This is a genomic window from Mucilaginibacter aquariorum (genome assembly GCF_024498135.1).
GTDB lineage: Bacteria > Bacteroidota > Bacteroidia > Sphingobacteriales > Sphingobacteriaceae > Mucilaginibacter > Mucilaginibacter aquariorum.
The window spans coordinates 394969-421792 of the sequence record NZ_JANHOH010000001.1; the positions used below are offsets into that span (position 1 = coordinate 394969).

The 26824-nt window shown below is 41.1% G+C and carries 26 protein-coding genes, 1 other RNA gene and 1 riboswitch; of the genes, 8 read left to right on the plus strand and 19 right to left on the minus strand.

The genetic code is table 11. The annotated features are described in order from the left end of the window. Nucleotides 1–11 precede the first annotated feature (11 nt). The 8 genes from NPE20_RS01585 to NPE20_RS01620 form a co-directional block, all read right to left on the minus strand. On the minus strand, nucleotides 12–1313 hold the full coding sequence (locus NPE20_RS01585) for a DEAD/DEAH box helicase (RefSeq protein WP_256536839.1): 1302 nt from the start codon (nucleotides 1311–1313) through the stop codon (nucleotides 12–14). A gap of 39 nt (nucleotides 1314–1352) precedes the next feature. Then, the gene (locus NPE20_RS01590; protein WP_256536840.1) at nucleotides 1353–1739 is read right to left on the minus strand and encodes an acyl-CoA thioesterase; all 387 of its coding nucleotides are present in this window, start codon (nucleotides 1737–1739) and stop codon (nucleotides 1353–1355) included. A 64-nt stretch (nucleotides 1740–1803) separates the two neighbouring features. Continuing rightward, complete coding sequence (gene metE, locus NPE20_RS01595) at nucleotides 1804–4128, minus strand: 5-methyltetrahydropteroyltriglutamate--homocysteine S-methyltransferase (protein ID WP_256536841.1); 2325 nt, start codon at nucleotides 4126–4128, stop codon at nucleotides 1804–1806. Between the two features lie 171 nt (nucleotides 4129–4299). Then, nucleotides 4300–4491, minus strand: a riboswitch (cobalamin riboswitch). A gap of 57 nt (nucleotides 4492–4548) precedes the next feature. Next, nucleotides 4549–5028 (minus strand): nucleotidyltransferase, encoded by a 480-nt coding sequence (locus tag NPE20_RS01600; protein WP_256536842.1) that lies wholly within the window; start codon nucleotides 5026–5028, stop codon nucleotides 4549–4551. Between the two features lie 2 nt (nucleotides 5029–5030). Continuing rightward, nucleotides 5031–5195 (minus strand): hypothetical protein, encoded by a 165-nt coding sequence (locus NPE20_RS01605; protein ID WP_256536843.1) that lies wholly within the window; start codon nucleotides 5193–5195, stop codon nucleotides 5031–5033. Between the two features lie 60 nt (nucleotides 5196–5255). Beyond that, a complete protein-coding gene (locus tag NPE20_RS01610; RefSeq protein WP_256536844.1) occupies nucleotides 5256–6005 on the minus strand; it encodes an EcsC family protein in 750 nt (249 codons plus the stop codon). 49 nt (nucleotides 6006–6054) lie between these two features. Continuing rightward, entirely contained in the window at nucleotides 6055–7332 is a 1278-nt protein-coding gene (locus NPE20_RS01615) for a DUF5690 family protein (RefSeq protein ID WP_256536845.1), read from the minus strand. Between the two features lie 47 nt (nucleotides 7333–7379). Next, the gene (locus NPE20_RS01620) at nucleotides 7380–8561 is read right to left on the minus strand and encodes a hypothetical protein (RefSeq protein WP_256536846.1); all 1182 of its coding nucleotides are present in this window, start codon (nucleotides 8559–8561) and stop codon (nucleotides 7380–7382) included. A 290-nt stretch (nucleotides 8562–8851) separates the two neighbouring features. Between NPE20_RS01620 and NPE20_RS01625 the strand changes: the two genes are divergently transcribed. Then, nucleotides 8852–9274: a BLUF domain-containing protein gene (locus tag NPE20_RS01625; protein ID WP_256536847.1), complete on the plus strand. Its 423-nt coding sequence runs from the start codon at nucleotides 8852–8854 to the stop codon at nucleotides 9272–9274. Between the two features lie 80 nt (nucleotides 9275–9354). On the opposite strand, the gene NPE20_RS01630 is transcribed toward NPE20_RS01625, so the two are convergent. The 6 genes from NPE20_RS01630 to NPE20_RS01655 all read right to left on the minus strand — a co-directional run bounded on the left by NPE20_RS01630 (nucleotide 9355) and on the right by NPE20_RS01655 (nucleotide 13319). Then, on the minus strand, nucleotides 9355–10734 hold the full coding sequence (locus NPE20_RS01630; protein ID WP_256536848.1) for a sigma-54-dependent transcriptional regulator: 1380 nt from the start codon (nucleotides 10732–10734) through the stop codon (nucleotides 9355–9357). Between the two features lie 129 nt (nucleotides 10735–10863). Continuing rightward, nucleotides 10864–11244: RNase P RNA component class A (rnpB, locus tag NPE20_RS01635), an RNA gene on the minus strand. A gap of 104 nt (nucleotides 11245–11348) precedes the next feature. Beyond that, nucleotides 11349–11771, minus strand: coding sequence for a c-type cytochrome (locus NPE20_RS01640; RefSeq protein ID WP_256536849.1), 423 nt, complete (start codon nucleotides 11769–11771; stop codon nucleotides 11349–11351). Beyond that, nucleotides 11771–12430: an SCO family protein gene (locus NPE20_RS01645; protein ID WP_256536850.1), complete on the minus strand. Its 660-nt coding sequence runs from the start codon at nucleotides 12428–12430 to the stop codon at nucleotides 11771–11773. Before NPE20_RS01645 ends, NPE20_RS01640 begins: the two co-directional genes overlap by 1 nt. After that, a complete protein-coding gene (locus NPE20_RS01650) occupies nucleotides 12427–12837 on the minus strand; it encodes a hypothetical protein (RefSeq protein WP_256536851.1) in 411 nt (136 codons plus the stop codon). Before NPE20_RS01650 ends, NPE20_RS01645 begins: the two co-directional genes overlap by 4 nt. A 17-nt stretch (nucleotides 12838–12854) precedes the next feature. Next, complete coding sequence (locus NPE20_RS01655) at nucleotides 12855–13319, minus strand: DinB family protein (protein WP_256536852.1); 465 nt, start codon at nucleotides 13317–13319, stop codon at nucleotides 12855–12857. Between the two features lie 337 nt (nucleotides 13320–13656). Here NPE20_RS01655 and NPE20_RS01660 point away from each other — a divergent pair, with 337 nt between their 5' ends. Beyond that, nucleotides 13657–15012, plus strand: coding sequence for a GH1 family beta-glucosidase (locus NPE20_RS01660; RefSeq protein ID WP_256536853.1), 1356 nt, complete (start codon nucleotides 13657–13659; stop codon nucleotides 15010–15012). Here the strand turns inward: NPE20_RS01660 and NPE20_RS01665 are convergent. Continuing rightward, entirely contained in the window at nucleotides 14980–17121 is a 2142-nt protein-coding gene (locus NPE20_RS01665) for an ATP-binding protein (RefSeq protein ID WP_256536854.1), read from the minus strand. The genes NPE20_RS01660 and NPE20_RS01665 overlap by 33 nt on opposite strands. Nucleotides 17122–17199: 78 nt before the next feature. Further along, on the minus strand, nucleotides 17200–18381 hold the full coding sequence (locus NPE20_RS01670; RefSeq protein ID WP_256536855.1) for an acyl-CoA dehydrogenase family protein: 1182 nt from the start codon (nucleotides 18379–18381) through the stop codon (nucleotides 17200–17202). Between the two features lie 390 nt (nucleotides 18382–18771). Between NPE20_RS01670 and folB the strand changes: the two genes are divergently transcribed. Both folB and NPE20_RS01680 read left to right on the plus strand, forming a co-directional pair. Further along, nucleotides 18772–19128 (plus strand): dihydroneopterin aldolase, encoded by a 357-nt coding sequence (gene folB / locus NPE20_RS01675; protein ID WP_256536856.1) that lies wholly within the window; start codon nucleotides 18772–18774, stop codon nucleotides 19126–19128. Between the two features lie 7 nt (nucleotides 19129–19135). After that, nucleotides 19136–20533 carry an FAD-binding oxidoreductase gene (locus tag NPE20_RS01680; protein ID WP_256536857.1) on the plus strand — a complete coding sequence of 466 codons (1398 nt, stop codon included), beginning with the start codon at nucleotides 19136–19138 and terminating at the stop codon, nucleotides 20531–20533. A gap of 175 nt (nucleotides 20534–20708) precedes the next feature. Here NPE20_RS01680 and NPE20_RS01685 read toward each other — a convergent pair whose 3' ends face one another. Beyond that, a complete protein-coding gene (locus NPE20_RS01685; RefSeq protein WP_256536858.1) occupies nucleotides 20709–21155 on the minus strand; it encodes an acyl-CoA thioesterase in 447 nt (148 codons plus the stop codon). A gap of 137 nt (nucleotides 21156–21292) precedes the next feature. Between NPE20_RS01685 and NPE20_RS01690 the strand changes: the two genes are divergently transcribed. Further along, a complete protein-coding gene (locus tag NPE20_RS01690; protein WP_256536859.1) occupies nucleotides 21293–21730 on the plus strand; it encodes an Hsp20/alpha crystallin family protein in 438 nt (145 codons plus the stop codon). Nucleotides 21731–21831: 101 nt separating this feature from the next. Here the strand turns inward: NPE20_RS01690 and NPE20_RS01695 are convergent, their stop codons facing one another. Together NPE20_RS01695 and NPE20_RS01700 are read right to left on the minus strand one after the other, a co-directional pair. Further along, the gene (locus NPE20_RS01695) at nucleotides 21832–22278 is read right to left on the minus strand and encodes a DUF1572 family protein (RefSeq protein WP_256536860.1); all 447 of its coding nucleotides are present in this window, start codon (nucleotides 22276–22278) and stop codon (nucleotides 21832–21834) included. Nucleotides 22279–22318: 40 nt separating this feature from the next. Beyond that, nucleotides 22319–22810: a YajQ family cyclic di-GMP-binding protein gene (locus tag NPE20_RS01700; protein WP_256536861.1), complete on the minus strand. Its 492-nt coding sequence runs from the start codon at nucleotides 22808–22810 to the stop codon at nucleotides 22319–22321. A 176-nt stretch (nucleotides 22811–22986) separates the two neighbouring features. On the opposite strand from NPE20_RS01700, the gene ppk1 reads away from it, so the two are divergent. The 3 genes from ppk1 to NPE20_RS01715 all read left to right on the plus strand — a co-directional run bounded on the left by ppk1 (nucleotide 22987) and on the right by NPE20_RS01715 (nucleotide 26651). After that, nucleotides 22987–25038 (plus strand): polyphosphate kinase 1, encoded by a 2052-nt coding sequence (gene ppk1, locus NPE20_RS01705; RefSeq protein WP_256536862.1) that lies wholly within the window; start codon nucleotides 22987–22989, stop codon nucleotides 25036–25038. Then, nucleotides 25035–25922: a Ppx/GppA phosphatase family protein gene (locus tag NPE20_RS01710; protein ID WP_256536863.1), complete on the plus strand. Its 888-nt coding sequence runs from the start codon at nucleotides 25035–25037 to the stop codon at nucleotides 25920–25922. The genes ppk1 and NPE20_RS01710 overlap by 4 nt, the downstream gene beginning before the upstream one ends. Nucleotides 25923–26084: 162 nt before the next feature. Next, the gene (locus NPE20_RS01715; RefSeq protein WP_256538661.1) at nucleotides 26085–26651 is read left to right on the plus strand and encodes a UbiX family flavin prenyltransferase; all 567 of its coding nucleotides are present in this window, start codon (nucleotides 26085–26087) and stop codon (nucleotides 26649–26651) included. Nucleotides 26652–26824: the final 173 nt, after the last annotated feature.

The window sequence follows — 26824 nt, forward strand, 5'->3', positions numbered from 1 at the left end:
GGATAATAATCCTACCTCGATACCTCTATCTTTATTTTCCTGCCTTTTATCTTTTCATTCTTCACCAAAGCTACTGTTCGTTCTATAAGGTTGCGTTTTACTGCGGCATATGATGAATAATCCAGCACCTCTATTAACCCAAGGTCTTCTTTAGCCAGTTCGCCTTTTTTAAGCAAAAGTCCCACGATATCAACCTTGTTTATTTTATCCTTTTTACCCGCAGCTATATAAACCGTTGACCATGGCGATAATGCCGGAATAGTGGTTTTCTTCGGCAATACTTCTTCCTCGGGTATCTCGCTCAGATAGTCGGGCTTTTCTCCTGACGCTAACAGCAAATAGGAGGTACCCGTTGCATGCATGCGTGCGGTACGGCCATTACGGTGTATAAAGGCTTCTTCGTTATGGGGTAACTGGTAATGAACTATATGCTCAATCTCTGGGATATCCAGTCCCCGCGAGGCAAGGTCGGTGGTAATTAATATATGATGACTGCCATTCCTGAATTTGAGCAAGGCACGTTCACGATCGTCCTGTTCCATACCGCCGTGGAAAATATCATGTGGCAAACCCATATCATAAAGCAGATCGCTGACGCGATCAACAGCTTCGCGGTGGTTACAAAAAACAAGTGTTGGTTTATCGCTTATCTTACAAATAAGAGCGAACAAGGCATCAAGCCTGTCGGCAGGTTCGCATATCACTACTTTCTGTTTCAGATCCGGAGTAGATTCCGCATTTGTTAAGTAATCCAGCTTTGTTGGTCGGTTAATGCCGGTGAAAGAGGGGATCTCGTCCATTTGTGTGGCCGATGTAAGTATGCGTTTTTTAATGTTCGGCAATTGCTTAATGATGTATGACATATCTACCTGGAAACCAAACTCCAGCGCTTTGTCAAACTCATCCAGTATCAGGGTAGTAACCGTACTTGTATCAAACGTTTCGCGACGGATATGATGAGCTATACGGCCCGGCGTACCCACTATAACAGCTGGCGGCTGCGAAAGGCTGTTTAACTCTATCTTTAGCGGGTGACCGCCATAAAAACAATTTACCTTAAAGCCGCTGCCCAAACTGCGAAAAACTTGTTCTATCTGTAAAGCAAGTTCGCGCGAGGGCACCAGTATCATTACCTGTACGGTTGGTATATTGGCATCCAGCAATCCCAATAATGGCAGCAAAAAGCCCAATGTTTTACCCGACCCAGTAGGCGAAAGTAATATTACATCGCCTTTTTTAGCGGCGGCAATAGCAGCTTCCTGCATAGGGTTAAGGGCATTTATATTAATTTTTTGAAGCGCTTGCTTTATCATGTGTTATGGATGGAAAGCCACAAAGATAAGCTAAACCCGCTACTTAATTATCCTAACCGGTTTCTTATGCTCATCTATCGCCACAAAAGTAAAACTGCCATGTACAGCAAGCTCGCGGCCCTCGGCATACATTTGTTCAATATAGATCTCTACATTAACCTTTAAACTGGTATTACCAACGGTGCTTACACGACCGATCAGCTCTACAATTGTGCCTGCCGGTATAGCCTTTTTAAAATCTATTTTATCGCTGCTAACGGTAACCATTACCTGGCGGCTAAAGCGGGTGGCAGTAATAAAGGCTACTTCATCCATCATGTGCATGGCGGTACCGCCAAACAGGGTATCGTAATGGTTGGTAGTATTTGGGAAAACGGCTTTAAAAATCCGGGTTTCAGATGCTTGTATTCTATCGTCTAAGGTCATTGTATGTATGTAAAAGCCTCACCTAAATCCTCTCCAAAGGAGAGGACTTGGCTTGGCATGTTTATCAAATAATTACAGGCTCTGCAATCGTAGCGCGCATTTCTTTGGCGGCGGCTACCATTTCAATTAAAGCCTTTTTGGTTTCGTCCCAGCCACGGGTTTTAAGGCCGCAATCGGGGTTTACCCAAAGCTGCGTATCCGGGATAACCGCTCTTGCTTTTTTAAGCAGATAGGTCATTTCATCCTTGTTAGGTACGCGTGGCGAATGGATGTCATATACGCCCGGGCCAATTTCGTTCGGGTATTTAAAATCGGCAAATACATCCAGCAGTTCCATTTGTGAGCGCGATGTTTCAATGGTTATTACATCGGCATCCATATCGGCAATACTCTGGATGATATCGTTAAACTCCGAATAACACATGTGGGTATGGATCTGCGTATCATCTTGTACACCGCTTGCCGAGATCCGGAATGCCTTAACAGCCCAGTCTAAATAAGCTGTCCAGTCTGCCTTGCGCAGCGGCAGGCCTTCGCGTATAGCGGGTTCATCAATCTGGATGATTTTTATACCGGCGTTTTCCAGGTCGCAAACTTCATCGCGTATAGCTAATGCTATTTGCGTACAGGTTTCAGATCGGGGCTGATCATTACGTACAAACGACCATTGCAGGATAGTTACCGGGCCGGTGAGCATACCCTTCATCCATTTATCGGTTAATGACTGCGCATAAGCCGACCATTTAACCGTCATAGCATTAGGGCGCGATACATCGCCATAAATAATTGGTGGCTTTACACAACGGCTGCCATAGCTTTGTACCCAACCGTTTTGGGTAAAGGTAAAGCCTTGCAGCTGCTCGCCAAAATACTCCACCATATCGTTGCGTTCAAATTCGCCGTGTACCAAAACATCCAGATTGATATCTTCCTGCCATTTTACGGCTTTTTCGGTTTCTTCGGCTATGTGCAGATCATATTGGGCCTGGGTAATAACGCCTTTTTTTAACTGCGCCCGCCAACTGCGCACCTCGGCAGTTTGCGGGAACGACCCAATAGTGGTAGTAGCAAACAGCGGCAAGTTTAATAACTCCTGCTGCTTTTGCTTGCGCAATTGGAAAGTGCTTTTACGTTGTACATCACTTTCGACTATTGATGCAACACGCTCTTTTACAATGTTATTATGTATAAGTGTTGAAGTTTTACGTGAAGCGTTATCATGCTTGTTCTCCGCCAGTTTATACTGGGTGCCTACACCTGGGTTATCTGTCGACAGGCTTTTTAATAACGCTATTTCATTTACCTTTTGTTTAGCAAAAGCCAGCCATTGTTTAATTTCGGGCGTAAGAACTCGATTGTTATTCTCACTTTTCAGATCGCAGGGCGAATGGATGAGAGAGCAGGACGGGGCTATCCAAATACGTTCGTCGCCAAGTTTTTCTTTTGCTTTTTGGATGATGGTAAGCGATGCCTCAAAATCGTTCTTCCAGATGTTACGGCCATCTACGAGACCTAAGGAAAGAATTGTTTTGGCAGGTAACATATCCAGCACCTCATCTAATTGCTGCGGTGCACGTACCAGATCAATATGCAGGGCATCAACAGGTAAAGATGTTGCCAAATCTGCGTTATTGCCCAGTTTTTCGAAATAGGTAGTAAGCACAAACTTTAGGCGAGGGAATTCCTTGCGGAGCTGCTTGTAGGTATTTCTGTATGCCTGCTGCTCTTTTTCAGAAAGATCGAGCAATAGAAAGGGCTCGTCAAACTGGATCCATTCGGCACCAAGGTCCTGCAATTTAGTAAGGATCTCGGAGTATACCGGCAGCAGATTTTTTAGCAGATCTATCTTTTCAAAGCCGGCTTCTTTCTCTTTGCCTAATAACAGATAGGAGACAGGGCCTATTAGCACAGGTTTAGTGATGATACCTAATTGCTTAGCCTCATAAAATTCGTTGGTGATTTTTGTAGAGAATAGTTTAAACTGTTGATCCTTACAAAATTCGGGTACAATGTAATGGTAGTTGGTATCAAACCATTTGGTCATTTCCATGGCTACAACATCTAACCCGTCCTTTTGATAACCTCGGGCCATAGCAAAGTACAAGTCAAGTTCTTCATTGCCTTGTTTCAGGATCACCTCGTTGTAGCGTTTTGGGATGGCGCCAAACATAAGGGAATGATCCAATACATGGTCGTAGTAAGAAAAATCGTTTGAAGGTATCAGGTCTATTCCTGCATCCTTTTGTATCTGCCAGTTTTCGTGGCGGATGGTTTTACCTACCGTTAGCACGTTTTTGTGCCCGGTTTTGCCTGCCCAGTAACTCTCGCAGACTTTTTTCAATTCGCGTTGGCCACCAATGCGCGGGTAGCCTAAATTTTGCGTTAGCATTGCTTTAATTGATTAAATGAATAAATCGGTTAAAGCTCTCTGGCTAAACTTCGCAATGCGTTTTTGATATGGGGTGATGGGAAATAGGGATATAGGTCATCCTTGCATTATAAATACAGGTGTAACGAAAGCTATATCAAACCACAGACCATTGCTTCATACCGCGAAAGCATTGTCAATTCAGTATGGCAGGTCTCCTGACTTGTAACATTTTTGCCATCCTTCCCATCCGTTTTGTGCGGACAGTGGACATTGCATTGGCAAAAACCTTTTGTGTTACTTACAGTTGCGCGACAGCTCGTGATTTGCACACGATTCCCTATTAGTCTACAATTAAGTAAAACCTATACCGGTTGATGAAGGAAAGTAAAGAACTTATATCGGCCCAAAGGTAAGTAATATGGGTGAGGAAAGTGAGGATTAACTACCTTCTCTTAGTTTCTTGATCTCTTCAAGTGCATTAATATCAATTTGATCTTTTGGACGATTAACAACTTTCTTGTTTTCTATAAGCTGATCGATGTGCAAAAATGGAACACTTACACCTTCAATATCAGCCACAGATGCCATTTGTAAACACTCGTCAAATGTATATTGTTCAAGGCCCTTCATGTTGGTAAGAACATCCAATCGAAGTCCATTATTTAGAATAAATTCAGTCCAACCAGGCAAAAAACGCATATTTTCTATCGCTGGGTAATCACCCATTGCACAATCAACAAGAGCGTTTCTAAGGGCTTTTCTATTATCAGGGGTATCATTTAACCAAATATCTAAATCGCCGGTAAAACGCTGAAAACCATGTAAGTTTACAGCATAGCCACCAACCATAATATATTGCACATTGTTTTCCTGAAGGGCTCTCCAAAAACTTAGTATTTCTTCATCAAATACATCCACAATTATTTGCTGATATACGGTTTATGAGATATCACAGCCTTAGACATAGTTTGCTGTATTTTATATAAGCGGGTAGCCATTTCAAAGCGCCCTTTATAACTGCGTTTTAAACCTTCCTTCAAAAGTTCTAATTCAGCCTTATCAAATGACGTTTCTTTTTTACTCATGACTTTAACTCATCTCAAATTTAAAGAAAAAGGCTTCTATTAACAAATACCTTTCTGTAACTAATGCATCGGTAAGGGAAATGCCGGCGATGTGCCTATCATCCGCATTCTAAAGCAATTCATGGCGGTATCGCCCAGTTGAGCAATTAGTTTATAGTTGGCAATGGCACCAACAGCAGCACCTATAATGGGTAGTAGTTGGGCCATCTTTGCAAGATCTATATAATCACGGTATTCCTGTTGAAATATCCGCCAGTCAAAATCTTCCGCGTTTTGTGGTAACCGGCTACTATAATTATCCCAATCCTTTAGCAGCAAGTATATTTCATTTCGCCGCTGCTGACTGGAGTAGGCAAGTTGGAAAATGTAGAGCAGGTGTAATCTTTCCTTATAATCTTTAACATTATATCCATAAAGCGAGGCGATATTAAACAGCAGTTTCATTTTTATACCAATAAGCACCGGGAAATCAGCAAAACCCATCAAGATACCGCCGGCACCCGTTACAGCGCCCTCTACTGTGGCTGTTTTTTGATAAAATGTTATCTGTTGCTTAATATGGCTTTCCCTTAATAACAATGAAGCATCATGCGGCAACGTAATGCTTGTGGAATATTTAATACCAAACATAGCCGCCTTTATCATTTTTTCGATAGTTACGGTTATTACCTGATGCGCCTTCTCTGGTATCAACCCGTTAATTTTACCCTGCAAGCTTTTTGCTATCCGGTTTGATAACGAAGGCCCCTTTTGCATTTTTTGCTGCCAGGTTTTTAATTCTGCCAGAGCTTCTTCTTCATAGGATATCATAAAAGTAAAGATACCTATTTTCGAAATTATGATTATGCTTTGGGTAGAGCTATTGAGATGAATGCATTGCCTTGTATTTTCGTGCGAAATAAATAGCTGAGAATAACGTAAGAACCAGCCCAATGGCTGATAATGCAATTACACTGTTAGAGAAAAACGTAACCCAGTTAACTTGTACCTTGAAAATTTCCTTCGAAAACAACACGCCCACACTGCCCACATACCCAAAAGAATCGGCTAGGTATATTAGGAAACCAACATTACCCGCGTACCTGAATGTGGCTATAAGTCTTTCGAAGAACACGGCATTAAACGGGATATATACCATGTACAATCCCAGCCCTACGATCATCATCCACCAAAGGGGCGCTAAACTTTGGTTTATAAACGCGATGGCAGATAAGCCTGCCAATAAAAAGCCAATGCCTATAAATACATGGGCGGTCATCAGCGCTTGGTAGCTATTCCGTATCATCACCATGCTGCCTATTAGCACAAGGATGACGAGCGTGATTGGCGTTTCAGTTTTAGAGAATATAGCCGGCTGATTAAAGAAACCCATTTCCTTCCACATCTCGGCCCCAAAATTATCGCGGATATCCCTAAAAATAGTCGCGAATGTGTAGATGAGGATACATGCGGCAAGGCCGGGCAAAAACTTAAGTACAAAAGCCTTACGTTGCGCTTTGCTCATTGGGGTGCGTTCCATCCGGTCGGTAATATCACCGGCATCAGGTGGCGGGATCTTTTCCATCAGATAAACAAACAGCAGGAGCGGTACAGCGAATAAAAGTCCCGTAAAAAATGGCACCCAGAATTCGGTAACGCCAAATTGCAGCATAAGCCAACCACCGGCCGACCGAACAAACCCCGATGCGAAAATAAAGCTGACGGCTAATGTAGCGCCAATAAAATCGGTACCACGGCGGCCTTCAATATAAGAGAAAACTACACCCCAAAGCATCCCCAGCGGAAAGCCGTTGATAAACAAGAACAGGATATTATAAGGCACAGGAACCAACGCGAAGCCCAGCCAGCTAAGCCATGCAATGCCTGTAAGTAAAAGAATTACCGGCCCTCGGCCGGTGCGTTTAAGTTCGGCAATATACTTTACTCCATAAAACTTGGCCAGCATATAGCCCAATACCTGGCTTATTACCAACAAGGTTTTATAACTGTAACCTGCAACGGTAATACCATCAAACGTGGCTACTGTGAAAGATTTTCGGAAACCAAATATCATGGTGTAGGCCAAAAAAACTGTGATAGCTGCGTATATGTTTATTTGGAACCGGGTACCGTTAATTTTACTGGACTTAAATAACATGAATTAGGTTTTACTGCAATATAGGTAAATAGACTACGGTTTTCTTTCTAAGCCCTGTATTTTAGACCTGTTAATTTATTCGGTTTTAGGTAGATATAATCATTTTTGAAATCCAGTATTATATTAAATCTCTTAAAGAGATCATTACCCAAATAATTAATTTCAAAACCAGACGGGTTTTTGCTGCCTAAAATAAGCGTTGGGACATTGGTAAGCTCAAAACCGTTGAGTTTAAAAATGGGGGATAGTACTGTTCTGGTTTCATATTTTACGCCCCTTGGGTCGTGAAGTATAGATGTTTTGATCACTTTTAAGTCTTTTGAAAAACCCTGTCGCCCAGCCCAGGTACTATCTAAAATGAGGGCCTGTTCTGATCCTATATCCATTAAAAAGTTACCGGTAAACTTTTTATCCGCCACTTCAAAGGTGCCTTTAATGTAAGCATAAGAGTGCGTAAAACCGAGTTTTGATCTTACATAACCTTTTAAAGCTTTCGGCAGTTTTGAGTGGATAATTAAAAGATGATGGTCATAATCAATTTCAACCTGCTTGCCTTCAAATAGGTTCCAGCCAAATCTGCCATCCATATCATGTGCTGTTACCATTGTAGGGATAACCTCGGGGGTATTCCAAATTATAGTGCCCATTTGCAGCTTAAATACCTTATTCAAATTATTATAATTTGGAGTTGTTTTGCCGGCTAAGGCATCAGGCTGGTTTGATAATAATTTCGTCTTTTTCACTATCGCATCCTTCGTTAAATGAAAATCGAAAGAGGTAAGATCAAAATGCAGGTTTAATGTATCTGTATTGTTTATAACGGATGTGACTTGTATAGCATTGTATGCCGTAAGTGTGAAAGGAATGGTATCCGGTTTAGCGATAGTATTACTTAACAAACTCGCTGGATGTATAGCACTTGCAATTTGAGTATAGAAAGAATCTCTGCCATTTAACACCACAACAAAGTTATATTTTGTACCGGGTTTTACTTTTACCCTGATAGAGTCTATATCGGTATAAAAAGTAACCCATTTTGTTTTCCTTGTTCTATCGGCAGTGAAAACATCTAATTTGATGTTCGGATTTAACGACCAGGCATTTTTATCCAGATAGCCGCCATCGTTTATGGCTACATTTTTAGAGGTGGCTTTAATTACCGGCAATTTTGATTGTGCAAAAACTGATTGAACCCATAAAAACGATATAAGGAGGGCAATGTATTTCATTTGTTTACTGAATGTTTGTCTGTTTTAAACTTAATAAGCTAATTTACTTGCCGTATAAAGATGCAAAATAAAAACAGCACAAAAAGCAGTTTAACACTTACTTATAACACTGTTACAAATAATTTACTTAGGATTGTTTTAATGTAAATTTATCTGGCAATGTTTTTATAAAAAAGCCCAGCGAGAACTAAACTGGTAATATTTTTGACTTATAAAATTTTGCTATATAACTTAGTGTCATTGTACTATTATGATATGCAAACAGTACATAGCAACAATCTACCCAATTGATGAAAAATATAGTTTACGTAAGTACCGCTGTTAAGTTAATGCACGAAAATCAGTTGCTTGACATTTTACACAACTCAAGGCTGCATAATGCGGCGCTTAATATTTCGGGCGTTTTACTTTACTCCGATGGGACGTTTATACAGGTTTTAGAAGGCAAAGACACAGTTATTGATGCGCTTTACTCCAGGATAAAAGCCGACCAGCGCCACAAAAATATTATCACAATAATTGATGAACCCATAGTTGAAAAAAGCTTTGGGCAGTGGCTTATGGGCTTTGCTATAACAGATAGTAAAAAAACAGAGAAGCTGCTGGGCTATTTAACATCCATCAGCGAACTGGATTTAAACAACGATAATAGCCCGGCAGTTGCCGCAATTAAAACCTTCATCGAGACCAATAAATTAGATATCAATTATTAATTAAACAGTTTAAATGCAAAAGCCGGATAAGGTTATGACCCGATCCGGCTTTTGTATGATGTGCCTGGTAAACCAGTAATTTATTCCCCTCTCTTCAAACCAAACTTCTCGATCTTGCTGTAAAGGTGACTTCTTTGTATATCAATATCGTCAGCGGTTTTTGATACGTTCCAGTTGTTTTTTTCCAGTTTAAATTTAATGTATTCGCGTTCAGCGTAGTCTTTATACTCTTGGAAGTTAGTGAACTGGTCAAAATCTGTTTGCGGTGTTGCAGCAGCGGCTGCTGTAGCGGTTACCGGTGCCGATGGGTTGGCAAATGCCTTAACATCGTTATCAGTAATTATTTTATCACTCAGGATTATTAAACGCTCCACCATGTTGCGCAATTCGCGGATGTTACCCGTCCACGGCAAGGCTTTAAGGGCATCTATCGCGGCATCAGAGATCTTCTTTACGGGCATACCGTACTCATTGCAGATCTCGTCTAAAAAGCTTTGTGTAAGCAGGCCAATATCATCACGGCGTTCGGTAAGCGGTGGCACGTGTATCAATATAACACTAAGGCGGTGGTATAAGTCCATACGGAAGTTACCGGCCTCAATTTCTTTAAGCAGATCTTTGTTAGTAGCCGCTACAACACGCACGTCTACATCAATTTCTTTTTCGCCGCCTACCCGGGTAATTTTACTTTCCTGTAAGGCACGTAATACTTTAGCTTGTGCCGACTGGCTCATATCACCAATCTCGTCAAGGAAAAGGGTACCCCCGTTGGCAGATTCAAACTTACCTATACGTTGTTTTATAGCCGATGTAAATGAACCCTTTTCATGGCCGAACAACTCACTCTCTATCAACTCTGATGGGATAGCCGCGCAGTTCACCTCAATGATAGGGCCGTTAGACCGGTTTGATTTTTCGTGCAGCCATCGGGCAACAAGTTCTTTACCGCTACCATTGGCACCGGTAACCAGCACGCGGGCATCTGTAGGTCCAACACGTTCTATCGTTTCTTTAATTTTTAAAATAGCTTGCGACTCACCCAAAATAGGGCGCACTTTTGATACTTTACGCTTTAATACCTTGGCTTCAACAACCAAACTTCCGCGGTCGAGCGCATTACGTACAGTAATAAGCAAGCGATTCAGATCGGGTGGTTTGGATATAAAATCGAACGCGCCCTTTTTACTGGCCTCAACAGCGGTTTCAACCGTGCCGTGGCCGGATATCATAATGAAAGGAAGGTCGGGTTTAATAGCAAGTCCCTCGGTAAGTACTTCCATACCATCCATGCGGTTCATTTTAATATCGCACAGTACCAGGTCGTAATCGTTTTTTTGAATAAGCTCCAGGCCGTCTACACCGTTATCTACATCCTCAACAATATAATCTTCATATTCTAATATCTCTCGCAGGGTACTACGGATAGACCGTTCATCATCAATTATTAAAATTTTTGCCATGTGTTTTTTAAACTGAAAAAGGGTAGAATGTTTGAAGCGATAAATATATAAATTGTATAGTATATAACACACTTTTAATTTATTAGAAAAAAAAATAACCCCTTGCTGTAAACAGCAAGGGGTATATTGTACAGCAGCAAATCTGTAAGCCGGGTTTTGTACTCCCCAAGGGGAACTTCTATCATTAATCTGGCCCTGCCATTGCTGACAGATTCAATCAACCTACCCATTCTGACGGCCGACGAATCGACACGGAAGCGAGCAGCTCCGCTTTCAGAACCTATTTGGTTTTTCAACTCCTGAGGTTTACCGCGATCCCAGTCGCCCGGAAAAGCCGTGAGCTCTTACCTCACGTTTTCACCCTTACCTCTAATAAATTAAAGGCGGTATATTCTCTGTGGCACTTGCTGTCGCCCGCTGCGGGCGCCTTCCCGTTAGGAAGCAGGATGCTCTGTGTTGCCCGGACTTTCCTCTGCAGAACAAGCCTGCAGCGATAGAACGTTTTGCAATTACAAAGATAAGGATTTAGTCGGGAAGTTCGTAAAACCGGAGAGTCCGTAAGATAACTAGAGTAAAAAAATAACTTTCGGACTTGCAGATATCATACTTTCAGACTACTTACACTTCTCTAGGTCCGCATTCACTTCATCAACCGTAATAGTCCCCATTTTGTTACCGAATGAATTACCTATGTAGGTGAGCACCTCGGCAATATCAATAGCCGGCATATCAACATTAGCCGGCATAGCGCCTTCATAAGCTTTGCCATTTATGGTAGTAATGGTTTCCTTTATGCCGTATTTTACAAAACAGGCCAGTTGGGCTTTATTTTTCTTGAGATAAGCCGTATCTGTAAGCGGGGGGATAAGGTTAGATAAACCTTCGCCTTTTTCGCCATGGCAGTTTTGGCATTTGGCCTTATATACAAGGGTGCCGCTGCCGTAGTAACGTTTATATTCCTGCTCAGCTTCGCTTTGGCATGATACAATTATCACACAAAGCATTACTGCAATAAAAGCGATTACCTTTAATTTCATTATTGCGCTATTTCGGTGTTAACCTCGGCACGCAGTATTTTGATATCACCAATCATTTTGGCAACTTGCTTTTCATCGGTGCCATCATAATAGCCACGTATGCGTTTCTGCTTATCAACCAACACAAACCATCCCTGGTGAACATAACCGCCGGGTGTACCATCATCTTGTTTAATAGCTACGAGATAGTTTTTTTGACCCAGATCATAAGTTTGTTCTTTATTGCCTTGCAGCAACCACCAACTGTTACCAGTAATACCCAACTTATCGGCATACTTTTTCATTACGGCAACGCTATCGTGTTTAGGATCTATAGTATGCGATATGATCTTAAAATCTGGTACGTTTTTAAACTCGTTATATACCGTAAGCATATTGCGGTGCATTATTGGGCAGATAGAAGGGCAGGTAGTGAAAAAGAAATCGGCTACGTAAATATCACCCTTCAGGCTTTTTTGTGTAATGCTATCGCCGTATTGGTTCACAAACTTAAAATCGGGTATGGTTTGATAAACGGTATCGGTTACCTGTTTGCCATTAACGGTTTTTGTTACAGCATCGCGGTTACCCATGATAGGTAGCCTGGGTTTATCGGCGTCGTTAAATTTACAGGCAGCAAATGCTAATATGATAAGAATTAATCCCGCGAACTTTTTCATTTGGTTTTGTTTTGTTTAATAAACTTGCTTGCATTTGCTACAACAACGTTAAAATTGCTGTCGATGGCATTTATCTGTTTCTTTTGACCGGTAAGGTAGGTCATTATCTCTTCGTGGCTTTTACCTTTGTTTTCGGCATCAAAATTATGCATCCAGTTTTCCATATTGGTATCGGCGCTATCTAAAGCCTTGCTATGCTGCGTAGCTACAGCAATAATTTCGGGCGATCTATTTTCCTTTATTAATGTATCCAGCTGCATTTTGTTGGTCATTATCAGGTCTTCCTTACCCATTACACGGTCGTGCACCTTAATAACTTCATCAAAAAGGTCTTTCTCTTGTTTCTTTTTATCGGTACAGCTAAATAATACGAAGCTTAAAAACAGGGCGGCAATTATTCTTTTCATAGTTATTAATATAAGTGTTACAGGGCTTTGTTTAAGTTTCTGATATAAAGTATGTAATCCAATCCGGGCAGTTCGGCCCCGTTCATTTTCAGGTATTGCCCAATTTGAGCCCGGTGATGTGTGCCATGGTTTACCAAATGGGCGAGGATATCGCTCAGCGTATTTTCGAACTGACCTATTGAGCTTTTGTAGGTAATTTTTCTATCAAAATCTTGCGGCTGCAGGGTTTCCAGGTAGGCTATAATGGCTTTATGATTTTCATCAATAATGCTCATAAAATCCTCGGCAGGCCATTGGGGCCATAGCGGAGTGGTAGGGGCGGGAAGTGCCATACAACGCTTTAACCAGGTTTGTTGTGCTACCAGCAGGTGGGCCATAATATCTAACGGTTTGCCCGACGCCCCGGTTTTTAATATAAGATCGGCCATTTGCCTGTTAGCAAACCGGTCATAATTAAACAGGCTTATAAAGTAGCTTTTCATAGGTTGTAAAAGTAAACATAAGCGCTTAATTCATGAAGAGTTTAAGATGCGATTTGGCCAAAATATGTTTAACCATGTAAAACCATGACACAGAAATGATGTTAACAATTAAATAACCCGGTACTCATTATAAGTACACATAGCTGCCATACATTTGAGTAAACAAAAACTAAGTACCATGAAGATCATCACAAAATTAGCTGCCATTGTAAGCGACTTTCGCGAATGGTTGTTTTTAAAAAGCATGCGCTCGTCATTCATGCACTAAGATTTTTAAAGTAACGCTTTATTTATACAATAATAATGTACATTTTGGGCTTTGGATCAGCTCAAATTAATGGATACAGATAACCTGGATATAGTTCTTTCTAAACAACTTTTTGGCGATGATTTTGCCTGGGGAGTTTCTACGGCTGCCCTGCAAATTGAAGGCTCGTGCGATGCCGATGGTAAAAGCCCATCTATATGGGATACTTTTAGCGCAAGAAAAGGAAAAATACTTAATGGCGATAAACCTGCGACAGCCTGCGATTTTTATAATCGTTACGAACAGGATATTGACCTCGTTAAAGAACTTAATATACCTAATTTTCGTTTTTCTATAGCTTGGAGCCGTATTTTGCCTGATGGTACCGGCCGTGTTAATCAGGCTGGAATTGACCATTATAACCAGGTTATTAATTACTGCCTTAAACAAGGCATTGAACCCTGGATAACCCTTTACCACTGGGACCTGCCACAAGTACTTGAAGACAAAGGCGGCTGGACCAATCGTGAAATTGTTAGCTGGTTTAGCGATTTTGTAACTGTTTGCGCCAAAAACTTTGGCGATAGGGTAAAATACTGGATGGTAATGAACGAGCCTGCTGTATTTACCGGTGCCGGTTATTTCCTGGGGATACATGCCCCGGGCAGGATGGGTTTGCGCAACTTTTTGCCTGCCATACACCATGTTGTTTTAAGCATTGTTGCAGGAGCCAGGATATTACGTGAGCTTGTGCCCGATGCGCAGATAGGCAATACCTTTTCTTGCTCGCATATTGAGCCTTACGCCGATAAACCCAAGCATATTAATGCCGCGAAACGAGCCGATGCATTAATAAACAGGTTATTTATTGAACCCATTTTAGGTTTAGGATACCCAACGGAGGAAGTTACTGCCCTAAAAGGTATCTATAAATATCACCAACCCGGCGATGAGGATAATATCAGTTTCGATTTTGATTTTATAGGTATACAAAATTATACGCGCGAGATTGTTAAATACTCCTTTTTCACACCCTACATTGGCGCCAGCCTGGTGAAGGCCGAAAAACGTAATGTGGAGCTAACCGATATGAAATGGGAGGTATACCCACCGGCAATATACCATATACTGAAAAAGTTTAACGCTTATCCGCAGATAAAGAAATTGATCATTACCGAAAATGGCGCCGCTTTCCCGGATGAAGTGGTAAATAACAAAATTGAAGATACCAAACGGGTTAAATATCTGCAAACACACTTACAGCAAGTATTAAAAGCCAGGCAGGAGGGGTGTAAGGTTGATGGTTACTTTGTGTGGACCCTAACCGATAATTTTGAATGGGCCGAAGGTTATCACCCCCGGTTTGGTTTGGTACACGTTGATTTTGAAACGCAGCAGCGCATTATTAAATCATCAGGCCATTGGTACGCTAACCTGCTGAAGTAGATCGGTTGGTATGTTATGCCTGGCTAGCCGCAAACTAATAAAAAAGGTAGTTCCTATATTAGCATCACTCTCAAACCAGATCTTACCGTTATGCTTTTCCATTATTTGGCTGCAGATAGACAAGCCCAACCCAAAGGATTTTTCTCCGGATGTGCCGGGCCTTTGCGCGCTGGTAAACATGTTAAATACCTGGTCTTTTAACTTGTCGGGTATGCCAATGCCATTATCTTTTACGGCAATAATTATTTTCCCGTTTATCTCGGCAACCTTTACATAAATAGTGCCCGAAGTGGGGCTGAATTTGATGGCATTACTAATTAAATTACTTATAACCCGCCATATCTTTTCCCTGCTAATGTGCAGTTCCTGCTGTTTATCTAAAGTCTCCAGCAGTATGGTCTGTCCCTTTTCGGCAGCTTTAAAACGGAGCAGTTCTACACTGTTGCTCACTAACGAATTGATCTCTACCAGCTCTAAGTTCAACTCAACGGATGTTAGATTTGTGGCCTCTAATATTTCGTTGATCAATTCGAGCGAGTTATAGGAAGTTTCTTTTACGAGGTTAATAAGTTCCTTTTGATCCTCAGTATAGTCATCAGCGGCCATCATAGTGGTTAATGATGCTATACCGCCAATAGGGTTGCGCAGGTCATGGGCAACAGTACGCAAAATGCGATCTTTTTCCTGGCTGCTAACGTTTAGTTCATTTAAAGCCTTTTCTAAAATGCTGTTCTGCTCGTTTATCTGTTGGTTTAATACATGTACGGTTTGTACATCCTTTTTTGATCGTTTCCAGTTACGGTAAACCAGGAAAACGATAATTAAAGCCATAACTGCAAAAAATATGCTTACGTACAAGTAAATAACCTGCAGCTTATTATCGTTACTCAGGGTGTCAATTTCGTGCTGTTTTTCATAATTGGCCAGTTGCTGGTTCACATCGGTTTCCATTAACAGGCTTGCCCTTTGTAAAAGCGAATCTTTTAATACATTATAACGCTGTATATGGGTGATGGCCTTTTTTAGCTCATTCTTTTTTACGTAATAATTGCCAAGCAAGCGGTAATAGTCTGCCTCGGCATCCGGATTTTTAACCGTATCCAGTTGATTGCGAAGGTTGCCCAATAAATTATATAACAGATCATCCTGATGGGTTGCCAGATATAACTGGCCCAATTTTACCTCAGATAATTCTGCATCATGGTTATCATAGCCTTTTTGCAGGTTTATAGCGATGCTTTTCTTTAAAAGAGCAATTGCTTCAGCGTTTAAACCTTTCTGAACATAAGTTTCAGACATATTACCATAAACAACCCCGCGTGCCATATCTAAATGCAGCTTTCTATCAGGAAAGTATCTGGCGTTTTCTTCTATAAATTTTAATGCTTTATCAAAGTATACAATAGCACTATCATTCTCGTTATTGTGCTTATAACTTAACCCGATATTATCCAAAAGTTCCTGCCGGCGATAAAAGTTTACAAAATCGGGTTTTGCATTCAGGTGTTCGGTTTCGTTGTTTTTGTAGCTGTCTTTAAAATAATTGGCGGCGAGCTTATAATGACCTTTTTTATACATGATCATACCCATACGATAGGTATAATCGGCAAGTGCCCTTAAATTCACATAGTTTTTGCCGGTAAGGTACCCCTGATAATAAGATTGATAGGCGTCAGTAAATTGCTTCAATTCAAAATACGAGTCGCCACGGGCAAAGTTAGCCTCGGCAAAATTCATTGAATACTGTTTGGGGGTTACACTGCTTTTAGCCATTGCAAGCATGCTATCGGCATATAAAAGGCCCTTATCAAAATTGAATTTTAGTTTCTGATAATACAGGTAGTTAAAAGCGTAAAAGCGAAAACGATCATTAATGGTAGGGTTGGGCAGGCGGCGAAATGCCGAATCCATAAAATGCAAACTCTCATCAATCTTGTTTTGCGCCCAGATCTTATCTGCCTGCGTTTGCACGGCTAAATACTCATCAGAATATTCTCCTGTATCTTTACGGGTATTTTTTTTATCGCACGAAACTAAAATTATCAGAAAAGCATAAAGCCAAACATGCCTTGTTAATATCTTTACACGATGGGCTTTAATTAGTTTCAAGGTCAGTGAATAAGGTGTTGCAACAAATATAATATTCGCGAACTACTTATATCACTTATAACTGCATTTTGCTATAATTTATTTAAAAGCGTTTTCGCCCGTAACATCCATCCCTGTAATTAAAAGATGAATGTCGTGTGTGCCTTCATACGTAATTACCGACTCAAGGTTCATCATATGGCGCATTATTGGGTATTCACCGGTAATTCCCATCCCACCAAGCATTTGGCGGGCTTCGCGGGCTATAGTTATAGCTACCTCAACACTGTTACGTTTAGCCATTGATATTTGAGCGGCGGTAGCACGCCCTTCGTTTTTTAAAGTAGCCAAACGCCAAACAAGTAGCTGGCCTTTGGTTATTTCGGTTATCATTTCGGCAAGCTTTTTCTGCTGCAGCTGGAAACTCCCGATAGGCCTGCCAAATTGTACACGCTCTTTTGAATAGCGCAGGGCGGTATCGTAACAATCCATAGCAGCACCTAGTGCACCCCATGCAATACCATAACGCGCCTGGTTTAAACAACCGAGCGGGCCTTTTAAGCCAGATACGTTTGGCAATATATTTTCTTTGGGCACTTTAACATTATCAAATACCAATTCGCCGGTGGCCGATGCTCTAAGCGACCATTTATTATGCGTTTCCGGCGTGGTGAATCCCTCCATACCGCGCTCAACAATAAGCCCTCGTATTTTTCCACTTTCGTCTTTAGCCCAAACAATGGCAATATCGGCAAAAGGAGAGTTAGAGATCCACATTTTTGCACCATTTAGAACATAATGATCGCCGGCATCCTTTATATTGGTAACCATGCCACCCGGATCCGAGCCATGGTCTGGTTCGGTAAGGCCAAAACAGCCCATCAATTCGCCCGAAGCTAACTTGGGTAAATATTTAAGTTTCTGTTCTTCGCTGCCATAAGCATATATCGGGTACATTACTAACGACCCCTGTACCGAAGCAGTAGAGCGGATCCCCGAATCGCCACGTTCAATTTCCTGCATAATAATGCCGTAGGCCATATAATCTAATCCTGCACCACCATATTCAACCGGGATGGTTGGGCCAAAAGCACCTATTTCGGCCAGGCCTTTTAATAATTGTTTAGGGAACTCGGCTTTTTGGGCGTAATCCTCAATAATCGGACTCACTTCTTTCTTCACCCAATCGCGTACACTCGCGCGTATTAGTTTGTGCTCTTCAGATAAAAGCTCGTCTAAAAGGTAATAGTCTGGTGCTTCAAAAAGATCGGTCTTAGCCATTGCATTTATAAATTGGTTGCTCAAATATAGGGCATTAAATGGGAGTTAAACAAAGCCTAAATCCTTGTTTTTGAATACCACAAGGCACTTTATGCCAAAAAGTGGGTTTAAACTGTTTAAACATATTTTTTGGAGGAAATCTTTTTTTGAGAATTTCAATCACCCGACAAAGAGGATTAAGAAAGTTTCATTGCCGTTGGCTTTAGCCAACGGATAACGAACGAGCTATTTTCCGGCTTTAGCCAAATAGTTTAGCAGAATTTGGCTAAAGCCACCTAAGCCGCTTGCTATTCCGTCCCTTTCAAGGGACGGCAATGATTTTATAGATAGTTGGGGAGTTAATTAATCATCATTGCTTTTCAAAATCAAATATTCCACTACTTTTGAAACATGATAAAAGTAGCTTTAGAAGGTGCTGAGTTTTATGCTTACCATGGGTTTTATCCCGAGGAACAGGTAATAGGCACCCGCTTTTTGGTAGATGTACAAGTTGGTTTTACGGCCGAAACAGATATAGAAAAAGATAATTTGCACAATACCGTAAATTACGAGATACTATATGCCATTATTGAGGAAGAGATGAAGCATCCCCGTAAAGTATTAGAAACTGTGGCCCAGGCTATACTTAACCGTGTAAAAGCGCAGTTTATATTTATAGATACAGCCGAGGTAACTATTAAAAAACAGAACCCGCCATTTAGCGGCCCTATCAAGCAATCTGTTATTACCATCTGCTATAATAAATAACACCCTCATGACCTACAATAAAATAACAGCCGATATAGTTGCTCAATTAAACGCCATTGTTGGTGCTGATGCGATATTAACTTCAAGTGCAGAAATTGAAAGTTATAGTCACGATGAAACAGAAGACCTGGTATATTATCCGGAAGTTGTTGTAAAGCCGCAAACTGTTGAGCAGGTTTCGCAGCTGATGAAACTTTGTAATGAACATTTAATACCGGTAACCCCACGTGGCGCAGGTACAGGTTTAGCTGGTGGCGCATTGGCTATAAAGGGTGGGTTAATGATATCTATGGAGCGTTTTAACAAGATTCTGGATATTGATGAGCAAAACCTGCAGGCTACCGTTGAACCGGGTGTTATTACCGAGATATTTATCAACGCTGTCGCCGAAAAAGGGCTACTGTACCCTGTTGACCCGGCAAGTAAAGGCAGTTGCTTTATTGGTGGCAATGTAGCCAACTGCAGTGGCGGGCCAAGAGTGGTAAAGTATGGCACCATTCGCGAGTATGTATTGAATTTAGAAGTTGTTTTGCCATCCGGCGATATTATATGGACGGGCGCAAATACCTTAAAATATGCGTCGGGTTATAATTTAACGCAATTGCTAATAGGATCGGAAGGTACATTGGGCATCGTTACCAAAATAGTTACCAAGTTGATCCCCAAACCAACACTCGATGCTTTAATGCTGGCATCGTTTAGTACCAATGAGGATGCCTGCGCGGCGGTATCTGCCATATTTAGGGCAGGTGTGGTGCCTTCTGCGCTGGAGTTTATGGAGCGTAGGGGTATTGAATGGGTGATAGAACATGATGGCATTGCCTTCGACCTGAAGGATGGGATAGGGGCTTTCCTGTTGATTGAGGCCGATGGCACCAATCAGGATGTGATATTTGCCGACTGCGAAAAGATAAACGAGGTTTTAGAACAACATAATTGCCAGGATGTATTGTTTGCAGATTCATCGGCACAAAAGGAAGAACTTTGGCGCATCAGGCGCACCATGGCGGTATCGGTAAAATCAAACTCTGTTTATAAAGAGGAAGATACCGTAGTACCCCGTGCCGCTTTACCCCAACTAATAAAAGGCATTAAAGATATTGGCGCTAAATATGGTTTTGAATCTGTTTGCTACGGCCACGCCGGCGATGGTAACTTGCACGTGAACATAGTAAAAGCAGGCATGAGCGATGCCGACTGGAACAGTAAGCTAAAAGACGGTATTACCGAAGTGTTTGAATTAACCATTGCCTTAGGTGGAACCCTATCAGGCGAGCATGGTATTGGCTTAGTGCAAAAAAAATATATGCCGCTTAAGTATACTCCCATGCATTTTGCGATCTGGAAAGGAATTAAAGGTATTTTTGATCCTAACGGGATATTGAATCCGGGAAAGATATTTTAGGGAAGTTAGTTCCTGCGTCATTGCTTCGTACCTCAATGACGGGTAGGAATGGATATCCACTCACCCTGTCATGCTGAACGATAGTGAAGCATCTAATCGCCGACATGTAATTTCGATAGGCAAAGTTCGCTAGTAGCCCCTTCGCTATCGCTCAGGGTGACAAAGAAGTTGAGCTTTAATTCGTATTCAATATTAACCTTGGTTCATCATACTCAATCATTTTATTGCGGCCTTCTTTGGGGATAGAGATAGATTTATTTGTGGCGTAATCATAACTAATGCATACCGTTTTGCAGGTGGTGCATATTTCCTGGCCCTTATCTGTAGTTTTAGTAAGCACGTGCATTACATCAAAGCTACTGTTACCAATGCGGGTAACGCGTACATAACAAACCAAGGTATCATCAATGGTAACGGGCTTTAAATAGTGTATTTCCGACCGCCCAATTACTATCCCAATTTCTTTTAAATTCCAGTGGGCAACATCACGCCAGTAATTAAAACGGGCAACTTCAAAATAAGTAAGATACACTGCATTGTTTACATGCCCTCTTGCATCAATATCCGAAAAACGAATAGCTATATCAGTTTTGAATTTATAATCAGTTAGTTTTTCAGCCATGCTATGACGTTTTGTCTGTTAGAAATAAATTAATAAGACATAATGTCTTGTTTGTGTATCAAAATGTGCGTTGGTACAACAGTTGAATATAAGTTTACGAAGTTAATAAAAACAAAAACTTAAGGAGATATAAAACCATGACACTAGTAAAATTTAACAACGGACTAAAAAACAACGCTCATCCATTCTTTAACGATGTGTTTGATTCTTTATTGAATGATTCATTTATCGGAGGCAAATTAGTAAGCCGCGTACCTGCAGTTAACATTGCCGAAAACGATAACGAATTCCACATTGAGTTAGCTGTACCTGGCTTAAAGAAAGAAGACTTCAAGATCAACCTGGATAAAAACATCCTAACCGTATCTGCCGAAAAGAAAACAGAAAACACCGCCGAAACTAAGAAATACAGCAAACGCGAATACAGCTACAGTTCGTTCGTAAGGTCATTCACCTTACCAGATTCTGTAGATCATTCAAAAATTGAAGCTGATTATACCGACGGTATATTGAAACTAACCGTTGCAAAAAGAGAAGAAGCTAAATTTCAATCAAGAGAAATAGCTGTAAAGTAATTAATAAGTGTTTTCATAAGTTGGTTTAGTTAAAGGCCGCTTCCTTAACAGGGGCGGTCTTTTTTATACTAAAATATCGGGAATGATTTTTCTTTCCGCGATTAATTATCCAGCAACCGCCGATGATAGTTTACCTGCCCCAAATGATAGCTTAGGTGCATAGCCAGGTGGACAAAAAAGTATTCGTTAGATACATCTTTCAAGGAGTGCTCAACCCGGGAAATTTTGTTTAGCTGCTCTTCCGAGATCATATCAAAGGTTTTCCCGATCATGATTATCGTTTTTTCTATTTTATCTACCAACTCCGTACGCGGTATATTTTTTAATGCAAATTCATCCGGGCGGTTCCTCACATAACCGGTTTCGCCAAATTCTGCACCAAAATAGGTATTTAGGTTGCCAACCAAATGTAAGCAAAGGTTGCCAGCCGAATTCAATATCCCCTTTTCGATATACCAAAGCTTTTCCTCGTTTTGGTAAGCCTGTATCTCCCGCTTTAACGTTTCAAGGTCGCGGATGATGAGGTTTTTCAATGTGTCTTTTATCATATGTTTTGATATTGCTGTTGCTAAATATGGTGCAGGGATATTAGTTGCGCATATTTATATACTGCAATGGCTGGCCAAAATCTTCGGTACGGCAAAGGCTGATAACCGCTTGCAAGTCGTCTATTTTTTTAGCGGTAACACGCACCTGGTCGTCCATAATAGATGCCTGTACTTTAAGGCTGCTATCTTTTATCTTCTTCACTATCTTTTTAGCGGCTTCTTTATCAATACCCTCTTTAATTTCTATCTCTTTACGTATCATATTGCCAGATGCGTATTCGTCCTTACCAAAATCAAGCGCCTTTGGGTCGAGGCCTTGCTTAACCATGCGGCTTATTATCGAATCTTGAATGGCTTTAAGGCGCATATCATTTTCGGTAACAACAGTAACCTCGTTGGTTTTCTTATCCAGCTCAATGGTGCTTTTTGAGCCATTAAAATCGTAACGGTTCAGTATTTCCTTTTTTGCAACGTTGATAGCGTTATCCAGTGTTTGTCCGTCTATCTTACTTACTATATCAAATGAAGGCATAATATTGGTTTTTGTAATTGGTACAAAGCTACTGTAAGATTTGCATAAGCCGTAAATAATTAATGGGGATATTTGGCTTTACATTCAAAACACATTAATATACCAATAAGTTAATATAAACTTAACAAATAAATAAGCAGTTTTGTAACTGTAGCTGTAAATTACGGCACATTTCTATGGATACTAAAAACATTCCTTTAATAAACAGGGAGATTAGCTGGTTATATTTTAACGACAGGGTGCTGCAGGAAGCTGCCGACCCAACCGTGCCCCTTATTGAAAGAATAAAGTTTCTGGCTATATTTTCATCCAATCTAGATGAATTTTACCGTGTAAGGGTAGCCACGCTTAGCCGCCTGAGCAACCTGAACGAAAAGGCTAAAGAAATATTAGGCTACAACCCCAAAAAGATATTAGGCCAGATAAAAACCACAGTTGTAAAGCAGGAGAGGAAGTTTCATAACCTTTACGAAAACATAATTGTAAAACAGCTTGCCGAAGAGAAGATCTTTATTCTGAATGATAAACAGCTGAATGTAACTCGTGGCGAGTTCGTAAAAAGCTTTTTCAGGGATAAGCTGCTATCTACACTGGTACCTATTATGCTGGATGATAACCTGCCGCTGCCCGAACTGCGCGACAGGGCCATCTATTTCTTTGTAAGGCTTACCAAAAATAAAAAATCGCGTTACGCGCTTATCGAGTTCCCAGATAACTTATCAAGGTTTTTGGTATTGCCGGAAACACATAACCTGAAGTTCATTATCCTGCTGGATGATATTATCAGATATAATCTGGAGGACATCTTCTTCATTTTCGACCATGATTCTATTGAAGCTTACTCCTTGCAGCTTACCCGCGATGCCGAACTTGACCTGGATAAAGAAGTTAGCGTGAAATTTGTTGACGCGCTAAGCAAAAGCCTTCAAAAACGACGCAAAGGTAAACCCATGCGTTTACTATATGATAGTGAAATGCCGCCGGATATGGTTGGTTATCTAATGAAGAAGATGAAGCTGGAAAAAGGTAGCCTTATCCCGGGCAACCGTTATCATAACTTCAAAAACTTTATCTCGTTCCCTAATGTGGGGCGGCCAGATCTGGAGTACAAAAGAAATACCCCTTTGCCGGTTGAGGGCCTATCGTTTGGTAAGAGTTTAATGGAGCTGATAGCTAAGAAAGATTTTCTAATCAGCACGCCATACCAATCGTTTGATTATGTGATCCACTTTTTACGCGAGGCCGCTATCGATCCAAAAGTAAAAGAGATAAGCATTACGGTTTATCGCCTGGCCGAGAACTCCAAGATCATTCACGCGCTGATAAATGCCGCTAAAAATGGTAAAAAAGTGAATTGCCTTGTTGAGCTGCGCGCCCGTTTTGATGAGCAGAACAATATATTTTGGAGCAACAGGCTTGAAGAAGAAGGGGTGAACGTTCTTTACGGTATCGATGGTTATAAGGTACACTCTAAAATATGCCTGGTTACCCGTATGGAAAAAGGCAAACCGGCCCATTATGCCTGCTTATCTACCGGGAATTTTAACGAAAAAACAGCTGCGATATATGCCGATCATACCATACTTACGGCAAATAAAAAAATAACAGTTGACCTGGTGGCCATTTTTAAGGCATTAAACAGGAACGTTTTGCCAAAGGGCTTAAAAACGCTTATTGTATCGCCAATTGATTCGCGCCCTGCTATTTATAAGCTGATAGATAACGAGATAAAATTTGCAAAGGCCGGTAAAAAGGCCTACATGATATTTAAGATGAACAGCCTTGCCGATGAACAGCTGATAAACAAGCTTTATCAGGCCAGCAATGCCGGGGTGAAGATAAACCTCATAGTACGTGGTATGTGCTGTTTAATAGCAGGACAGAAAGGTTTTAGCGAGAATATTGAAGTAATTAGCATAGTAGATAAGTACCTGGAGCATGCACGTGTGCACATTTATGGCAATGGCGGCAAGGAGTTACTTTACTTAACATCGGCCGATTTTATGACCCGCAATATTGATAACCGGGTAGAAGTTGGTTTCCCGGTGCTGGATGATGACCTGCGCCACGAAGTGCGTGATATTATAAATATACAGTTAGCCGATAATACCAAAGCAAGAGATATTACCGGTAACAGTATTAACAGGTACCACAAAAACAGCTCAGAACTGTTAACCAGGGCCCAAATAGATATTTACACCTACCTTAAAAATAAAAACACAAATTGAGATACGCCGCCATTGATGTAGGATCTAACGCAGTAAGGCTATTGATAGCCGAGATCATTGAGAATAACGGATCAATATCGTTCAAGAAAAACACGTTGATACGTGTACCGGTGAGGCTTGGCGACGACGCGTTCCTGCAAAAGAACATTTCAGAGAAAAAAACTACCGACCTTATTAAATCTATGCAGGCCTTTCGTAACCTGATGGATGTTTACAAGGTTACCGATTATATGGCCTGCGCCACATCGGCCATGCGTGAAGCTTTGAACGGGCAGGAAGTGGCCGACAAAATAATGACCGAAGCCGGCATAAACCTGCAGATAGTGCATGGCGAAACGGAAGCGAAAATAATTTATGCCAGCCATGCCGAGGTTAACATAGACAAAAGCAAAAACTACCTGTATATTGATGTGGGTGGCGGCAGTACCGAACTTTCGTTGTTCAGCAATGGCGAGTTGCTGGCATCGCAATCGTTCAACCTGGGTACTATCCGTATTTTGGACAACCAGGATAAGGACGAAACCTGGAACGAGATGAAAGATTTTATCCGCGAACATACCAAAGGATTGAAAAATATTTTTGGGATAGGTACCGGTGGTAACATTAATAAATTGTTCAAATTGTCGCAGGAAAAAGATGGTACCGCTTTAAGTTATATTAAGCTAAGGGCGTTGTACAACTACCTCGATTCGTTCTCGCTAAAAGACCGTATTAACGTACTTGGATTAAACCAGGACAGGGCCGATGTTATTATTCCTGCCTGCGAAATTTATTTAACCGTATTAAAATGCGCGAATATCAAGAGTATTTATGTGCCAACGGTAGGTATGGTTGACGGAATTATACAAACTTTAATTGAAAAGAACTACACCACAGTACGTTAAATTTATTTTAATAAATTGTTTAATAATTAAGAAACTGTTATTATATTTGTGATGCCCGCTCAAAGGGCATGTTTTTCATAGGTAGATGTAGGGTCGGGTACGAGTTATTCGACCCTTTTTTGTGCCCCTGATTTTTATTCCTTTACTTTGTTGGTACAGATGATGATAAAGAGAAAGATCGTAATAGCCGTTACCGGGGCAAGCGGCGCCATATATGCCAAATTGCTGCTTGATAAATTGCAGGCATTGCAAAGCCAGATTGCCGAGGTGGCTGTTGTAATGAGCGATAACGCCAAACAGGTTTGGGAATTTGAATTAGACGATACCAGCCACGGTAATTATCCCTTTAAATTTTACGCGAAAAATGATTTTATGGCGCCATTCGCGTCGGGTTCTGCACGGTTCGATACCATGGTTATCGTTCCATGTTCAATGGGGACATTGGGGCGCATAGCATCGGGAGTATCCGATGACCTGATAAGCCGCGCTGCAGACGTAATATTAAAGGAACGCCGCAAGTTAATACTAGTTGCCAGGGACACCCCTTTAAACCTTATCCATATCCGTAATATGCAAACCGTTACCGAAGCCGGTGGTATCATTTGCCCTGCCATACCATCATACTACAGCAAACCAAAAACTATTGAAGAATTGGCCATGACGGTGGTAAACCGTGTGATAGATCTTATTGGGCTGGAGAATGAAAGCTACAGGTGGGAAGGAATGTAAGCCATTAGTGATTTAGTGATGAATTGCTTTCTTGTTAGATTGTTTGATGTATTTTAGTGTAAAGTAAACTGTCATAGTGAGCCTGTCGAACCATTAGTAAAGCGTATAAGTCTTCGACAAGCTCAGACTGACAGGTTCTCCGCCATGTAGTCGGTGCACTTGTCGGTAGGTTA

Coding starts and splice junctions, on each gene's coding strand:
- NPE20_RS01585 (WP_256536839.1), bottom strand. CDS start 1,313: ATGATAAAGCAAGCGCTTCAAAAAATTAATATAAATGCCCTTAACCCT.
- NPE20_RS01590 (WP_256536840.1), bottom strand. CDS start 1,739: ATGACCTTAGACGATAGAATACAAGCATCTGAAACCCGGATTTTTAAA.
- metE (WP_256536841.1), bottom strand. CDS start 4,128: ATGCTAACGCAAAATTTAGGCTACCCGCGCATTGGTGGCCAACGCGAA.
- NPE20_RS01605 (WP_256536843.1), bottom strand. CDS start 5,195: ATGAGTAAAAAAGAAACGTCATTTGATAAGGCTGAATTAGAACTTTTG.
- NPE20_RS01610 (WP_256536844.1), bottom strand. CDS start 6,005: ATGATATCCTATGAAGAAGAAGCTCTGGCAGAATTAAAAACCTGGCAG.
- NPE20_RS01615 (WP_256536845.1), bottom strand. CDS start 7,332: ATGTTATTTAAGTCCAGTAAAATTAACGGTACCCGGTTCCAAATAAAC.
- NPE20_RS01620 (WP_256536846.1), bottom strand. CDS start 8,561: ATGAAATACATTGCCCTCCTTATATCGTTTTTATGGGTTCAATCAGTT.
- NPE20_RS01625 (WP_256536847.1), top strand. CDS start 8,852: ATGAAAAATATAGTTTACGTAAGTACCGCTGTTAAGTTAATGCACGAA.
- NPE20_RS01630 (WP_256536848.1), bottom strand. CDS start 10,734: ATGGCAAAAATTTTAATAATTGATGATGAACGGTCTATCCGTAGTACC.
- NPE20_RS01640 (WP_256536849.1), bottom strand. CDS start 11,771: ATGAAATTAAAGGTAATCGCTTTTATTGCAGTAATGCTTTGTGTGATA.
- NPE20_RS01645 (WP_256536850.1), bottom strand. CDS start 12,430: ATGAAAAAGTTCGCGGGATTAATTCTTATCATATTAGCATTTGCTGCC.
- NPE20_RS01650 (WP_256536851.1), bottom strand. CDS start 12,837: ATGAAAAGAATAATTGCCGCCCTGTTTTTAAGCTTCGTATTATTTAGC.
- NPE20_RS01655 (WP_256536852.1), bottom strand. CDS start 13,319: ATGAAAAGCTACTTTATAAGCCTGTTTAATTATGACCGGTTTGCTAAC.
- NPE20_RS01660 (WP_256536853.1), top strand. CDS start 13,657: ATGGATACAGATAACCTGGATATAGTTCTTTCTAAACAACTTTTTGGC.
- NPE20_RS01670 (WP_256536855.1), bottom strand. CDS start 18,381: ATGGCTAAGACCGATCTTTTTGAAGCACCAGACTATTACCTTTTAGAC.
- folB (WP_256536856.1), top strand. CDS start 18,772: ATGATAAAAGTAGCTTTAGAAGGTGCTGAGTTTTATGCTTACCATGGG.
- NPE20_RS01680 (WP_256536857.1), top strand. CDS start 19,136: ATGACCTACAATAAAATAACAGCCGATATAGTTGCTCAATTAAACGCC.
- NPE20_RS01685 (WP_256536858.1), bottom strand. CDS start 21,155: ATGGCTGAAAAACTAACTGATTATAAATTCAAAACTGATATAGCTATT.
- NPE20_RS01690 (WP_256536859.1), top strand. CDS start 21,293: ATGACACTAGTAAAATTTAACAACGGACTAAAAAACAACGCTCATCCA.
- NPE20_RS01695 (WP_256536860.1), bottom strand. CDS start 22,278: ATGATAAAAGACACATTGAAAAACCTCATCATCCGCGACCTTGAAACG.
- NPE20_RS01700 (WP_256536861.1), bottom strand. CDS start 22,810: ATGCCTTCATTTGATATAGTAAGTAAGATAGACGGACAAACACTGGAT.
- ppk1 (WP_256536862.1), top strand. CDS start 22,987: ATGGATACTAAAAACATTCCTTTAATAAACAGGGAGATTAGCTGGTTA.
- NPE20_RS01715 (WP_256538661.1), top strand. CDS start 26,085: ATGATAAAGAGAAAGATCGTAATAGCCGTTACCGGGGCAAGCGGCGCC.